This is a genomic window from Thermus caldifontis (assembly GCF_003336745.1).
In the GTDB taxonomy this organism is placed as follows: Bacteria; Deinococcota; Deinococci; order Deinococcales; family Thermaceae; genus Thermus; species Thermus caldifontis.
The window spans coordinates 124,066-137,453 of the sequence record NZ_QGMX01000004.1 but is presented as its reverse complement, the minus strand read 5'-3'; the positions used below and the strand labels follow the sequence as shown (position 1 = coordinate 137,453).

12 protein-coding genes and 1 other annotated feature are annotated in these 13,388 nt (G+C 64.5%); of the genes, 7 read left to right on the top strand and 5 right to left on the bottom strand.

Features of this window, described 5'->3' with window-relative positions; all coding sequences use genetic code 11:
• The first annotated feature begins 2 nt into the window (after window positions 1–2).
• On the top strand, window positions 3–221 hold the full coding sequence (locus DK874_RS07520; RefSeq protein WP_114313402.1) for a hypothetical protein: 219 nt from the start codon (window positions 3–5) through the stop codon (window positions 219–221).
• Here DK874_RS07520 and nfo read toward each other — a convergent pair.
• Genes nfo through ileS form a run of 5 tightly spaced genes read right to left on the bottom strand, consistent with a single transcriptional unit; the run spans window position 189 to window position 6,261 of the window.
• Window positions 189–1,019, bottom strand: a complete 831-nt coding sequence (nfo, locus tag DK874_RS07515) for an endonuclease IV (protein WP_114313401.1) — start codon at window positions 1,017–1,019, stop codon at window positions 189–191. The genes DK874_RS07520 and nfo overlap by 33 nt on opposite strands.
• Window position 1,020: 1 nt before the next feature.
• Window positions 1,021–1,515 (bottom strand): septal ring lytic transglycosylase RlpA family protein, encoded by a 495-nt coding sequence (locus DK874_RS07510; protein ID WP_114313400.1) that lies wholly within the window; start codon window positions 1,513–1,515, stop codon window positions 1,021–1,023.
• A complete protein-coding gene (locus DK874_RS07505) occupies window positions 1,516–2,547 on the bottom strand; it encodes a M24 family metallopeptidase (RefSeq protein ID WP_114313465.1) in 1,032 nt (343 codons plus the stop codon).
• Window positions 2,548–2,570: 23 nt separating this feature from the next.
• Window positions 2,571–3,125 (bottom strand): Uma2 family endonuclease, encoded by a 555-nt coding sequence (locus tag DK874_RS07500; protein WP_114313399.1) that lies wholly within the window; start codon window positions 3,123–3,125, stop codon window positions 2,571–2,573.
• Window positions 3,126–3,129: 4 nt separating this feature from the next.
• Complete coding sequence (ileS, locus tag DK874_RS07495; protein ID WP_114313398.1) at window positions 3,130–6,261, bottom strand: isoleucine--tRNA ligase; 3,132 nt, start codon at window positions 6,259–6,261, stop codon at window positions 3,130–3,132.
• Window positions 6,262–6,297: 36 nt separating this feature from the next.
• Window positions 6,298–6,534 (bottom strand) — a binding site (T-box leader).
• A gap of 138 nt (window positions 6,535–6,672) precedes the next feature.
• Here ileS and fsa point away from each other — a divergent pair.
• The 6 genes from fsa (at window position 6,673) to DK874_RS07465 (ending at window position 13,384) form a co-directional block, all read left to right on the top strand.
• Window positions 6,673–7,344, top strand: a complete 672-nt coding sequence (gene fsa / locus DK874_RS07490) for a fructose-6-phosphate aldolase (RefSeq protein WP_114313397.1) — start codon at window positions 6,673–6,675, stop codon at window positions 7,342–7,344.
• Entirely contained in the window at window positions 7,341–8,624 is a 1,284-nt protein-coding gene (gene rho / locus DK874_RS07485; RefSeq protein WP_114313396.1) for a transcription termination factor Rho, read from the top strand. Before fsa ends, rho begins: the two co-directional genes overlap by 4 nt.
• Window positions 8,625–8,777: 153 nt before the next feature.
• A complete protein-coding gene (locus DK874_RS07480; RefSeq protein WP_439144806.1) occupies window positions 8,778–9,941 on the top strand; it encodes a LysM peptidoglycan-binding domain-containing M23 family metallopeptidase in 1,164 nt (387 codons plus the stop codon).
• An 87-nt stretch (window positions 9,942–10,028) separates the two neighbouring features.
• Window positions 10,029–10,910 (top strand): pyridoxal 5'-phosphate synthase lyase subunit PdxS, encoded by an 882-nt coding sequence (gene pdxS, locus DK874_RS07475; protein WP_162798746.1) that lies wholly within the window; start codon window positions 10,029–10,031, stop codon window positions 10,908–10,910.
• 4 nt (window positions 10,911–10,914) lie between these two features.
• Window positions 10,915–11,274 carry an ArsR/SmtB family transcription factor gene (locus tag DK874_RS07470; RefSeq protein WP_114313393.1) on the top strand — a complete coding sequence of 120 codons (360 nt, stop codon included), beginning with the start codon at window positions 10,915–10,917 and terminating at the stop codon, window positions 11,272–11,274.
• A gap of 31 nt (window positions 11,275–11,305) precedes the next feature.
• Window positions 11,306–13,384 (top strand): heavy metal translocating P-type ATPase, encoded by a 2,079-nt coding sequence (locus tag DK874_RS07465; RefSeq protein ID WP_114313392.1) that lies wholly within the window; start codon window positions 11,306–11,308, stop codon window positions 13,382–13,384.
• Window positions 13,385–13,388: the final 4 nt, after the last annotated feature.

Here is a 13,388-nt window from a genome sequence, read left to right as displayed (position 1 = left end):
CCATGCGCACCCTGAGCCTGGTGCTGGCCGTGCTGTCCCTTTTGTTACTGCTTCCGGCCCTTTTGCCCCTTGTGGGCTGGCTCAACTGGCTGGTTCTGCCCCTGGCCCTTTTGGCGGCGGGGTTGGGGGTGCTTTCTGGGGAGGAACGGGCTTTTAAGCTGGGCCTTTTGGTGATGATGGTCTCCGCCTTACGCCTTTTCTTGGGTGGGGGCCTCCTCTAGCCAGCTGCGCAGGACCTTCAGGTTCCAGGCGTCTTCCTCGGGGCTTCTTGGGGTTTCCAGGATGAAGACCCGGTTTCTGAGGCGGGGGTCCAGGAGAACGCGTTTAAGCCCTTCCCCGATCTGGCCCTGGAGAAGATGGGCATGGTGGTCTATGCGGCTGGCTAGGCCCCCCACGGAATCGTTTAGGTGCACCACCGGCACCCGCTTTAGGCCCACGAGGCGGTCCAGTTGGCTCAAGACCTCCTGGGGTTCCTCCCTCACGTCGTACCCGGCGGCATAGGCGTGGCAGGTGTCCAGGCAGACCCCCAGGGGAGTGTCCTCTATGAGCCAGGCCAGCTCCTCAAACCGGGCCCCCACCTTTTCCCCGCCTCCGGCGGTGTTCTCCACCAGGAGGGTGGGCCGTTCCTTTACCCCGGAGAGGCGCAGGGCCTTTAATAGGCCCTCCTTCACCCGTTTGGGGTCACCTGAGCCTGGATGGACCACCACGTACTCCAGTCCCAGGATGCGGGCCTTTTCCAGGTCGTCCGCCAGGCTCATCACGCTCTTTTCCCAAAGCTCCCCCTCCGCCCCCAGGTTCACCAGATAGGAGGCATGGATCACCCCGGGAAGCTCCCCGGCCATTTCCTTTAGGGCGCGGAAGGTTTCCACCTCGCTTGGGGAAAGGGCACGGGTTTTCCAGCTTCGGGGGCTTTTGGCGAAGATCTGGAAGGCGGAGAGGCCCAGGGCCTGGGCTTCTTCCACGGCCCCGGCCACGCCCTTTTTCCCGGCGATGGAAAGGTGAAAGCCATAGCGCACCATCTCACTCCTCCAGCACCTCCACCCGTACCCGGGTGGCGGAAAGGGCCCCAATGGCCTTGGCGGCGGCGTAGGAGAGGTCAATGATGTATCTGCCCCCAAAAGGCCCCCGGTCGTTGATGCGCACCACCACGCTTCTGCCATTCCTCAGGTTGGTGACCCGCACCCGGGTGTCAAAGGGCAAGGAGGGGTGCGCGGCGGTGAGGGCGTGCATATCGTAACGTTCCCCGCTGGCCGTGCGCCTTCCGTGGAAACCCGGGCCGTACCAGACGGCCAGACCCTCCTGGGCAAAGGGAACCCTCCTGGAAGCCTCCCCCTTGCCCACCCTGAGGACCTGCCCTGGATGGATCAGGTCCGAGGTGAGCCCATTGAACCTCTTCAGTTCCGCCACGCTCAGGCCGTGGGCCTTGGCGATGCGGTAAAGGGTGTCCCCCTTCTGTACGGTATAGGTCTGGGCCAGGGCGCCGGAGAGGAAAAGGGCTAGGACTAGGGCGCGCACCTAAACCTCCTGCCAGGCGCGGGGAAAGCGGGAGAGGAGTTCCATCCCCGTATCCGTGATGAGGACCAGCTCCTCGATCCGCACCCCGCCCCTTCCCGGCAGGTAGACCCCGGGCTCCACGGTGACCACCATGCCCGCCTCGAGGGTCTCCTCCGTGTACGGGGAAAGCCCCGGCCCCTCGTGGACGGCAAGCCCCACCCCGTGCCCCAGGGAGTGGACGAAGTAGCGGTCCAGGTCAAAGCGCCTTAGCTCCTCCCGGGCCAAGGCGTCCAGCTCCTTGGTGCTTTTGCCTGGGCCTAGGACGTCTAGGACCCTTTCCAGGGCGGCCAGGGTGGCCTCGAAGGCCCGCTTGAGCTCCCCCTCCACCTTGCCCAAGGCCACGGTGCGGGTCATGTCCGAGTGGTACCCCTCCACCTCCGCCCCCAGGTCCAGGGTGACCAGTTCCCCGGCCTCCAGGGCTTTTCCCGAGGCCCCGGCGTGGGGCAGGGCTCCCCGTGTCCCCGAGGCCACGATGGGAGGGAAGGCCACCCCAACCCCCCGCCGTTTCAGGAAAAACTCGATCTCCAAGGCGACCTCCCGCTCCAAAACGCCGGGCTTCAGGAGGGTGAGGGCGTGGGCCAGGGCTTCTTCCGCCAGGGCCTGGGCCTTGCGGATCCTTTCCACCTCCTCCGGGGTTTTCTTGAGCCTAAGCCGTTCTATGACCCCCTTGGTGGGCACCCACTCCGCAGGGGCAAGCTCCCGCAAGCGCTCCAAGGAGGCGTAGGGAAGGTGCTCGGCCTCAAAGCCTACCCGGCCCCTGAGCTCCCTCAGAAAGGCCTCTTTTTCCTCCCGCTTCAGCACCTTAGCGGGGATGCGGCTTTCCCGCTCCGCCTCGGGGTAGCGGGGGTCGGTGAGGAGGAAGGAGGCTTCCCCCATGACCAGGACCTGGGCATCCTCGGGGTGGGGAAAGCCCGAAAGGTAGCGGACGTTTTCCGAACGGGTGATGTAGAGGGCATCCAGCCCCAAGGGCTCTAAGAGGGTCTTGGGCTCCAGCACGGGGCCTACTATACCACCCGTTAACCCTCTTCCAGGTTCACGCCCCGGTACAGGTGGTCCACGGTCAACTCCAGGGTGGGACAGGGGAGGGGAAGGCTCTCCCCTGGCCCCAGGCGGAGGTAGGTCCACTTGTCTCCTTCCCGCAGGTAGGCCTCGAGGCTCACCCGACGGCTATCCACCAGAAGGTACGCCCGCAGCGAGGGTAGGCGCAGATAGTGCCATAGCTTTTTCCCCCGATCCAGGTCCTCCGTGCTCTCCGAGAGGATTTCCACCAAAAGGCAGGGGGCTTCCTCGTAAAGGGAGGGGGAGGGACCGCACACCACCATGAGGTCGGGGTAAAAGACGGTATCCTCCGACACCTTAAGCCTACGATCCACTGCAAAGGCCTCGCACCCTTCCTCTAGGGCCTTGGGCCCCAGCTTTAGGAGTAACCGGGTCAGGATCTGATTGTGGGCCCGGCCTGCTCCCGCCATGGCCCATAGGGTTCCCTCCACCAGATGATGCCGTATGGGGCTTTTCTCCTCCAGCCTTAGGTAGGCCTCGAGGCTAAGGGGCTTCCGGGCGGGCTGGCCCATAGCCCTATCCTAGCCTTTCCAGGCTGAAGCGCACCCGGCCTTCCTCATCCTCCAAAGAGGTGGTATGACCGGGGAAGAGGCCTTGCCCAAACTCTAGGGCCAAGACCTCCTCGGCGATCCAGCCGCCATGGCGTTTCAAGGCTTCCCCGTAGGCGCCTTCCGCCTCGTAGCCCACCCGGATGCGGTCAGAAACCTTGAGGCCCATCTCCTTGCGGGTCTGCTGCAGGTGGCGGATCAGGTCCCGGGCCAGGCCCTCAAGCTTGAGCTCCTCCGTGACCCGCACCTCCAGGGCGGCCACGTACCCCTCCTTCTCCAGGGCCTCGTAGCCCTCGGGGGCCTGGGCCTCGAGGAGCACCTCCTCGGGCTCCAGAGCCAGGGTTTGCCCTTCCACCTCCAGGGGTACCCTTTCCCCTTTGAGGACCAGATGGGCCACCCTCGAGGCCTCCTTCTCCATGGCCTCGCGGATCTTGGGGAGAAGCCTCCCGTACTTCTTGCCGAGCAGCTTCAGGTTGGGCAGGACCCGGTAGCGGAGCACTTCCTCCCCAGGCTCCAAAACCCGAACCTCCTTCACGTTGAGCTCCTCGGCGATTTCCGAGGCGAAATGGCGTAGGCCCTCCCGTTCCAAGGCGCTGGGGGCGGTGACCAGAAGAAGGGGCAGGGGGATGCGGGTCTTGACCCCGCTTTTGGCCCGGGCGGAACGGGCCAGGTCCACCACCCTGAGCACCGCCCGCATCTTGGCCACCAGCTCCTGGTCCAGAAGCTTCGGGTCCACCTCCGGCCAGTCGGAAAGGTGCACGGAAAGAGGGGCCTCAGGGTGGACCGGGCGCACCAGGTTCTGCCAAAGCACCTCGGAGAGGAAAGGGGTGAAGGGGGCGGAAAGCTGGCTAATGGTAACCAGGGCCTGGTACAGGGTGGCGTAGGCGGACTCCCGGTCCAGGGGGTCCTCGTTTTTCCAGTAGCGCCTCCGGCCCCGGCGCACGTACCATTGGGACAGGTCCTCCACCACGAAGTCCCGCAGGGCGCGGCTGCTTTGGGTGGGGTCGTAGGCCTCGAGGGCCTCCGTCACCCTTTGGATCAGGTCCTGAAGCCGGGCCAGGAGCCAGCGGTCCAGTTCGGGCCGTTTCTCCACGGGAGGCGGGTTCTTAAGGTCCGGCCGGTCCAGGTTGGCGTAGGTGACGAAGAAGCTATACACGTTCCAGAGGGTGAGGAAGTAGTCCCGCACCGTTTCCCGGACCAGGTTGGGCCCAAAGCGGCGGTCGGCCTCCGGGGGTGCGGAGATGTAGATGTACCACCTTAAGGCATCCGCCCCAAACTCCCGGATGATGTCCCAGGGGTCCACCACGTTCCCCTTGGACTTGCTCATCTTCTGGCCCTTCTCGTCCAGGATGAGGCCGTGGCAGATCACGTTCCTGAAGGCGATGGAGCCGAAGAGCATCACCCCAAGCTGGTGCAGGGAGTTGAACCAGCCCCGGGTCTGGTCGATGCCCTCCGCGATGAAGTCCGCTGGGAAGGCCTCCTGGAACTCCAGCTGGTTTTCAAAGGGGTAGTGCAAGGAGGCAAAGGGCATGGCCCCAGAGTCGTACCAGACGTCAATGACGTAGGGAACCCGGCGCATGGTTCCCCCGCAGGTGCACGCAAGCTCCACCCCGTCCACGTAGGGGCGGTGGGGATCAAAGGGCTCGGGGAGGGGGTGGATGGCCCGCTCCTTGAGCTCCCGGAAGCTGCCGATGGCCTCTTCCTTCCCGCAAGTGGCGCAGACCCAAATGGGAAGGGGCGTGCCCCAGTAGCGGTTGCGGCTTAGGGCCCAGTCCACCAGGTTCCTGAGCCACTCCCCGTAGCGCCCCTCCTTGATGTGGGGTGGGACCCAGTGGATCTCCTGGTTCTTGCGGATGAGCTCCTCCTTGAAAAGGGTATTGCGGATGAACCAGGTTTCCGTGGCGTAGTACATGAGGGGGGTGGAGCAGCGCCAACAGTGGGGGTAGCTGTGGAGGTAGCTTTCCTCCTTAAAGAGTAGGCCCCGGGAGCGGAGGTCTTTTAGGATGGCCCGGTTGGCCTCGCGGAAGAAGAGGCCCTTAAAGGGCTCCACCAGGAGCTTCCCTTCCTCGTCCACCGTCTTGAGGAGGGGGAGGCCGTAGGCCCTGGCCGTATCCAGGTCCTCGGCCCCAAAGGCGGGGGCTTGGTGGACGATGCCCGTGCCGTCTTCCCGGCTCACGTACTCCGCCAGGACCACCAAGTACCCCTTCTCTAAAACCTGGGGGTAGGGGGGTTCATAGGCCAGGCCTTCCAGTTCCTTTCCCCTGAAGGTCTTCACGATAGGGGTTTCCTCCCCCAGGAGCTTTTGCCCCAGGGTTTCCTCGAGGATCACCACCTCCTCCCCCAGGGCAAAGGCCCCATAGGTGAACTCCGGGTGGACCGCCGCCGCCACGTTTCCGGGCAGGGTCCAGGGGGTGGTGGTCCAGATGAGGAGGCTGGCCCTTTCTAACCCCACCCTCCCCGGTTCCCGAAGGGGCAGGCGCACGTAGACCGAGGGGTCGGTGATCTCCTTGTAGCCCAGGGAGAGCTCGTGGGAGGAAAGGGGGGTGCCACACCGGGGGCAGTAGGGCACCACCTTGTGGTCCCGGTAGAGAAGCCCCCGGTCAAAGAGGTTCTTCAGGCTCCACCAGATGCTTTCCACATAGGTGGGGTGCAGGGTGGCGTAGGCGTTCTTGAGATCCACCCAGTAGGCCATGCGCTCAGTAAAGGCCTCCCATTCCTTTTCGTAGGTGAAGACCGACTCCCGGCAGGCTTGGTTGAAGCGCTCAATGCCGTAGGCCTCGATCTCCCGCTTGTTTTTAAGGCCTAGCTTCTTCTCCACCTCCAGCTCCACCGGAAGGCCGTGGGTATCCCATCCGGCCCGGCGGGGCACGTAGTAGCCCCGCATGGTCTTGTAGCGGGGGAAAAGGTCCTTGTAGCTGCGGGCTTGGGCATGGCCCACGTGGGGCATGCCGTTGGCGGTGGGGGGGCCTTCGTAAATGGTGTAACGGGGCCTTCCCTGGCGGTTTTCCACGCTTCTTTCAAAGATCCTCTCCCGCTTCCAAAACTCCAGAACCTCTTCTTCCAGCCTGGGAAAGTTGGGTTCGCCGACCTCCTTGAACATACCTTACCTCCCTTAAAGAAACGCCCGCGCCCTTCGGGCGCGGACGAAAGCGCAAAGGGCTTCCGCGGTACCACCGCGCTTCCTGGAGGCGACCTCCAGGCCCTCATTGGCGCGATCACGGGCGCTCCCGGCGGGCATTACTCGAGGCCCTTAGCCCCTTTCCTCCCGCGGCTCCGGGGTGATCTTCCCACCTTTCCTCACCACCGGGCTTCCACCCTCCCCGGCTCGCTTGGGGCTATTGGAAAGGGGTACTCTCCCCATCCTCGCCTTTACAGCTCATGCCCCCTGGGGTAAAATCCCCCGTTGGCGGCTAAGCCCATGCTAGCAGCCCTTCCCCTTTCTTGACAACGCCCCGGTAGGGTCTGCTAGAATCGAGCTAAGCCGGTCCGCTTCCCGACAAAAGGAGTGCCCATGGAGCTGTACTTGGATACCGCCAACTTGGAGGAGATACGGGAGATCGCTGCTTGGGGAGTGCTCTCCGGGGTGACCACCAACCCCACCTTGGTGGCGAAGGAGTATGCGGGCCGCGGGGCCAAGCTGACGGAGGAGGTTTTGTTCGCCCACCTATGGACCATATGCGAGGTGGTGAAGGGGCCCGTGTCCGCAGAGGTGACCACCTTGGAGGCGGAGGCCATGGTGGCGGAAGGACGGCGGCTTGCGGCCATCCACCCCCAGATTGTGGTCAAGCTGCCCGCCACCGAGGAGGGTTTGCAGGCCTGCAAGCGGCTTGCCGCTGAAGGGATTAAGGTTAATATGACCCTGATCTTTTCCGCCAACCAGGCCCTCCTGGCGGCCCGGGCAGGGGCAAGCTATGTCTCCCCCTTTTTGGGGCGGGTGGACGATATCTCCTGGGATGGGGGAGAGCTTTTGCGGGAGATTGTGGAGCTGATCCAGGTGCAGAACCTGCCGGTGAAGGTCATCGCCGCCTCCATCCGCCACCCCCGTCATGTTACGGAGGCCGCCCTTTTGGGGGCGGACATCGCCACCATGCCCTACGGGGTGTTCAAACAGCTACTCAAGCACCCGCTTACGGACATCGGCCTTAAGCGCTTCATGGAGGATTGGGAGAAGGTTAAGCCATGAGGAGAAAAGCGGATACCCAGCAGGAAGTACCCCTCACCTACCAGGAGCTCTCGGCTAAGATCCTTCCGGAGCTTCACCTCCTGGCCCAGGAGGCGGGGATCGAGAACTACAAGCGCATGAAGAAGGACCAGCTCATCATGGCCCTCCTGGAGCGGCAGACCCAGGGGGAGGGCTTGCAGCTGGTCAAGGGTTACCTGGAGATCAGCCCGGATGGGTATGGCTTCATCACCGAAAACCTGTACAACCTGGAATCCAGGGTCGCCATCGTGTCCGCCGGGCTCATTCGGCAGTATGCGTTAAGAAGCGGGGACTACATCGTGGGCCGGGTACGGCCGCCCCGGGAGAACGAGCGCTACGGCACCCTCCTCAAGGTGGAGGCGGTGAACGACCTAGACCCCGAAGCGGCCAAGAACCGGCCCCGCTTTGACGAGCTCATCCCCCAGTTCCCCGACCGGCAGATCCGGCTGGAAACCACCCCGGATGAGCTCTCCACCCGGGTCATCGACCTGCTGGCCCCCATTGGTCGGGGGCAGCGGGGGCTGATTGTGGCCCCACCCAAAGCGGGTAAGACCACCCTCCTTAAGAAGATTGCCAACGCCGTCTTGAAGAACGAGCCCGACATCAAGGTGATCGTGCTCCTCATTGACGAGAGGCCGGAGGAGGTCACGGACTTCCGGGAAAGCGTCCAGGGGGCCGAGGTCATCGCCAGCACCTTTGACGAGCCGCCCCAGAACCACATTCGGGTGGCGGAGTTCGTGCACGAAAGGGCCAAGCGCATCGTGGAGGAAGGGGGGCACGTGATGATCCTTCTGGATTCCATCACCCGCCTAGCCCGGGCCAACAACCTGGTGACCCCGCCCACGGGCCGCACCCTTTCCGGCGGTTTGGACTCCGCGGCCCTCTACTTCCCCAAGCGCTTCCTGGGGGCAGCCCGCAACATCCGGGGCGGGGGTAGCCTCACCATCCTGGCCACCGCCTTGGTGGAGACGGGAAGCCGCATGGACGATGTGATCTTTGAGGAGTTCAAGGGGACGGGGAACATGGAGCTCCACCTCTCCCGTCGCCTCGAGGAGCGCCGCATCTTCCCGGCCATAGACATCCTGAAGTCCGGGACCCGTCGGGAGGAGCTTCTGTTGGGCGAGGAGGTGGTGCACAAGATGTGGCTTTTGCGCAAGGTCTTGGCGGACATGGATCCGGCGGAGGCCATGGAGATGCTCCTCGCCCGCTTGGCGCGCACCAAGAACAACAAGGAGTTTCTGGCTTCTTTGGCTGCCCGCTAGGCGGGATTCTTCCCTGGGGGGCGGGGTTTTTGCCCCCCAGGGTCCTTTGCCCCTTGCCTTTAGCCCGCTTGCCCCTGGTATAATCCCCCCGAGGTTGGGGTTAGGTTCGTTGGGAGGTGAGCGTTGCGGGGAATATGGGGAACTTTATGCCTCTTGGTTTCCTCCTTGGCCTTCGCCAAGCTGCCTGTTCTTAGCCCCCTTCCCCTTCCCGAGAACACGGTGGAGGTGGGCCGGGCGGCCAAAAAAGGGTGGGTTCTCTATGAGGTCAAGCCTGGGGATACCTTGGCAGGGGTCGCGGCCCGCTATGGGGTAGACCCCAAGCACATCATGTGGTCCAGCGGCCTGCAAAGCGATCGCTTGCAACCTGGGCAGCGGATTCTTATTCCGCTGACGGCCGAAAAGGAACGTCCTCCCCGTATACCTCCTGGGGTGGAGACCTACCGCGTTCGCCCGGGAGATACCCTGCAAAGCCTAGCTAGCCGGTTTGGAATATCTATCCTGGAACTGGTTTCCGCCAACCCCTCTTTGGAGAGCCTGGATCGCTTGGTGGCAGGTAGTGTTTTGTACGTTCCCAAAAAGGCCAAGGGCTTGCTGGTGGCCTTGCCCGAGGGGGAAACCTTGGTGGACCTAGCGGCCCGCTTTGGCCTTTCTCCGGTGCAGGTGGCCCGAGCCAATGGGGTGGAGAACCCCACGGAGCTTCGCCCTGGCGATTTGGTACTCCTGCCCGGTATCCAGGCCAAGACCACCTACCAGCGCCTTTTGGCCAAGCAGGAGGAGGAGCGCAAGGCCCGCCTCGAGGCGGAGCGCCGCCGCCAGGAGGAGCTTAGGCGCCTGGCGGAGGAGAGGCGCAGGCAGCAGGCCTTGGTCCAGCGGCGGACCCGGCAGGTGCAGCAGGCCCAGACCCAACGGCCCCAGGTGCGCCGGGTGAGCTACCAGGAGGGGGCTATGCGCTGGCCCCTTTCCGGTTTCCGCATCACCGCCTACTTTGGCCAGCGGGGGGCTTTCCAGCGCTACCACACGGGGATTGATCTGGCAGCACCCTATGGTACGCCCATCGTGGCCGCCAAGGCGGGCCAGGTGGAGGTGGCGGGTTGGAGCTCCATGGGCTATGGTTTCCACGTGGTGCTGGACCATGGCGCCGGGGTGGAAACCCTTTATGCCCACATGTCCCGCATTGCGGTGCGGCCAGGGCAGTGGGTGGAGGCCGGGCAGGTGATCGGCTACGTGGGCTCTACGGGATGGTCCACGGGTCCCCACCTGCACTTTGAGGTGCGGGTGAACGGAGTGGCCCGTAACCCCTTGGCCTACCTCCCTTAGGCGTACGTGAGCGGACCGGGGGCCTTTGGGCCCCCGGCTTCTGTTGGCTTGACCCTCTGGGCGGTAAGCTGGAGGATGGAGGACGGGATGGAGAAGGGAACCTTCCAGATCAAGACCGGCTTCGCCGAGATGTTCAAGGGTGGGGTGATCATGGACGTGACCACCCCCGAGCAGGCGGTGATCGCCGAGGAGGCGGGAGCGGTGGCGGTGATGGCCTTGGAGAGGGTGCCCGCCGACATCCGGGCCCAGGGGGGCGTGGCCCGCATGTCCGACCCCAAGGTCATCAAGGAGATCATGGCCGCGGTTTCCATTCCCGTGATGGCCAAGGTGCGCATCGGCCACTTCGTGGAGGCCATGATCCTCGAGGCCATCGGGGTGGACTTCATCGACGAGTCCGAGGTCCTTACCCCCGCGGACGAGGAGCACCACATTGACAAATGGAAGTTCAAGGTTCCCTTTGTGAACGGGGCCCGGGACCTGGGGGAGGCCCTGAGGCGGATCGCCGAAGGGGCGGCCATGATCCGCACCAAGGGAGAGGCGGGTACGGGCAACGTGGTGGAGGCGGTGCGCCACGCCCGCACCATGTGGAAACAGATCCGCTATGTCCAATCCCTGAGGGAGGACGAGCTGGTGGCCTACGCCAAGGAGATCGGGGCTCCCTTGGAGCTGGTTCGCTGGGTCCATGAGCATGGCCGCCTCCCGGTGGTGAACTTTGCCGCTGGCGGCATCGCCACCCCCGCCGACGCCGCCTTGATGATGCACCTGGGGATGGATGGGGTTTTCGTGGGTAGCGGTATCTTCAAGTCCGGTGATCCCAAGAAGCGGGCCAGGGCCATCGTGCGGGCGGTGACCCACTTTAACGACCCCGAGGTGCTGGCCGAGGTTTCCGAGGACCTGGGTGAGCCCATGGTGGGCATCAACCTAGACCAGCTTAAGGAGGAGGAGCGCTTGGCCAAGCGGGGCTGGTGAGGGCATGGCCAAGGCGGTCTGCGGGGTCTACGAGATCCACCCCGAGCGGGTGGCCAAGGCCCGTGTCGGCTTGCCCCAGGAGGCGGTGCTTAAGGAAGCCGCTCTCCTCCTCAAGGCCTTGGCCGATCCCACCCGGATGTGCCTTCTCTTGGCCTTGAGGGCGGCGGGGGAGCTTTGCGTGTGCGACCTGGCCCTTTTGGCCGGGGTTTCGGTTTCTGCGGTAAGCCACCAGCTTAGGCTTTTGCGCCAGACTAGGCTGGTGGCCTTCCGCCGGGAGGGAAAGCAGGTCTATTACCGCCTGGCGGACGAGCATGTGGAGCGGCTTCTGGATGGGGCTTTGGAGCATGCGGCAGAAAACACTTGAATAAGTGCTCAAGTGATGCTACCCTGGGGGCATGGAGGCCCCCAGGGTTCGCGTGTTCCAGGTGGAGGGGATGGACTGCGCCGACTGCGCCTTGAAGGTGGAGAAGGCCCTCTCGCAGGTTCCCGGGGTGGTGCGGGCTGAGGTGAGCTTTGCCAGCGGGAAGGCCTATCTCCACCTCGAGGTTCCCCAGGCGGAGAAGGAAGCCGAGATGGCGGTGGCCGCCTTGGGTTACCGCCTGGTTCCAACCCAGGTGTCGGAAATCGGGGGACAAAAGGAAAGTGGGGCATGGACCCCCCGCCTTCCCGGGCCTTGGGCATGGGCCTTGGCTTCGGGAGGGCTTCTCCTTGGGGCCTTTGTGAGTTCCCGTTTTGTACCGTCCCTGGCCACCTGGGCCTATGCTTTGGCCGCCTTGGTGGGGGTGTTCCCCTTGGCCCGTCGGGCGGCGGCCCTATTCCGGCAAAACCCCTTCAGCATGCAGGCCTTGGTCACGGTGGCCACCTTGGGAGCCCTTCTCATCGGGGCGGAGGCCGAGGCGGGCGTGGTGGTCTTCCTCTTTCTGGTGGGGGAGGTGCTGGAGGCCTACTCCGTGGCCCAGGCCAGAAAGGCCCTCTTTGCTTTGGGAGAGCTTCTTCCCCAGAGGGCCTACCGCTTGAAGGAGGGCGGGTTGGAGGAGGTACCCTTAAGCGCCCTTGGGGTGGGGGACCTGGTGCGCGTGCCCCCGGGGGAACGGGTCCCCGCCGACGGGGTGGTGCTGGCGGGAGAAGGGGCCGTGGAGGAGGCGGCTTTTACCGGGGAGCCCTTGCCTCAGCCTAAGGGGATAGGGGACCGGGTCTATGGGGGTAGCCTCCTGGTGGAGGGAAGCCTGGTCCTGAGGGTGGAGCGCCTGCCCAAGGAGGGTTTCCTGGCCCAGATGGAGCGCATGGCCGAGGAGGCCTTGGCGAAGAAGAGCCAGGTGGAGCGGGTGGTGGACGCCTTCAGCCGTCGTTATACGCCGGCGGTGCTCCTCTTGGCCGGTGTGGTGGCCTTCATCCTGCCCCTTTTCCAGGGGGATTTCCTAGGACACGTGTACAAGGCCTTGGCCCTTCTCCTCATCGCCTGTCCCTGTGCCTTGGTGGTTTCCGTGCCGGCCGCGATCGCCGCCGGGGTGGCCCGGGGGGCCCGGAGCGGGGTTCTCTTCAAGACGGGGGCCGCCTTGGAACGGTTGGGCAGGGTAACCTTTGTGGCCCTGGACAAGACGGGTACCCTGACCCTCGGGCGGCCCAAGCTGGTGGAGGTGGTTCCCTTTAGGGTCTTGCGGGAGGAGGCCTTGGCCCTGGCCAAGGCCGTGGCCGAAGGCTCAGGGCATCCCCTGGCCCGAGCGGTGCGGGAGGCGGAGGGCGTGGCCTTACCCGGTGAGGGGCATCGCACGCAACCGGGCCTAGGGGCCTTTGCCCGGGTTGGCGGGCAGGAGGTGGGCTTGGTACGCCCTGAGGTGGCGGACCTTCCCGAGGACCTAAGGCGGCAGGTGGAGGCTTGGGAGGGGTATAGCCTGTCCCTTTTGCTGCGGGAAGGTGAGCCCTTGGCCCTCTTGGTTTTCCAGGATGAACCCCGGCTCGAGGCCAGGGAGGCCATAAAGGGCCTTCGCTCTTTGGGGCTTAAGCCTTTCCTTTTCACCGGGGACCGGGAGGCCTCGGCTTTAGCCTTGGCTGCCGAGTTGGGGCTTTCGGTCAACGAGGTGAAGGCCGGCCTTTCCCCCGTGGACAAACTCCGGTTGGTGGAGGAACTGTCGGAAAGGGGTGGGGTAGCCATGGTGGGGGATGGGGTGAACGATACCCCTGCTTTGGCCCGGGCCACGGTGGGGCTGGCGGTGGTGGAGGGGACGGAGGCTGCTTTGAGGGCTGCCGATGTGGGGCTCCTTTCCCTCACGGCCCTGCCCAGGGCCATACGCCTAAGCCGCAAGACCTTGGGGGTGGTGGGGCAGAACATCGCTTTGGCGCTGGGCTTCAAGGGGTTGGTGCTCATTACTACCCTGTTGGGGTATACAGGGCTTTGGGCGGCGGTGTTGGCAGACAACGGGGCCTTAGTGTTGGTGACGGTGAACAGTTTGCGCCTCCTGTGGAGCCGGGTATAGTCGG

Coding starts and splice junctions, on each gene's coding strand:
- ileS (WP_114313398.1), bottom strand. CDS start 6,261: ATGTTCAAGGAGGTCGGCGAACCCAACTTTCCCAGGCTGGAAGAAGAG.
- pdxS (WP_162798746.1), top strand. CDS start 10,029: ATGGAGAAGGGAACCTTCCAGATCAAGACCGGCTTCGCCGAGATGTTC.
- DK874_RS07500 (WP_114313399.1), bottom strand. CDS start 3,125: ATGGGCCAGCCCGCCCGGAAGCCCCTTAGCCTCGAGGCCTACCTAAGG.
- DK874_RS07470 (WP_114313393.1), top strand. CDS start 10,915: ATGGCCAAGGCGGTCTGCGGGGTCTACGAGATCCACCCCGAGCGGGTG.
- nfo (WP_114313401.1), bottom strand. CDS start 1,019: ATGGTGCGCTATGGCTTTCACCTTTCCATCGCCGGGAAAAAGGGCGTG.
- rho (WP_114313396.1), top strand. CDS start 7,341: ATGAGGAGAAAAGCGGATACCCAGCAGGAAGTACCCCTCACCTACCAG.
- DK874_RS07520 (WP_114313402.1), top strand. CDS start 3: ATGCGCACCCTGAGCCTGGTGCTGGCCGTGCTGTCCCTTTTGTTACTG.
- DK874_RS07465 (WP_114313392.1), top strand. CDS start 11,306: ATGGAGGCCCCCAGGGTTCGCGTGTTCCAGGTGGAGGGGATGGACTGC.
- fsa (WP_114313397.1), top strand. CDS start 6,673: ATGGAGCTGTACTTGGATACCGCCAACTTGGAGGAGATACGGGAGATC.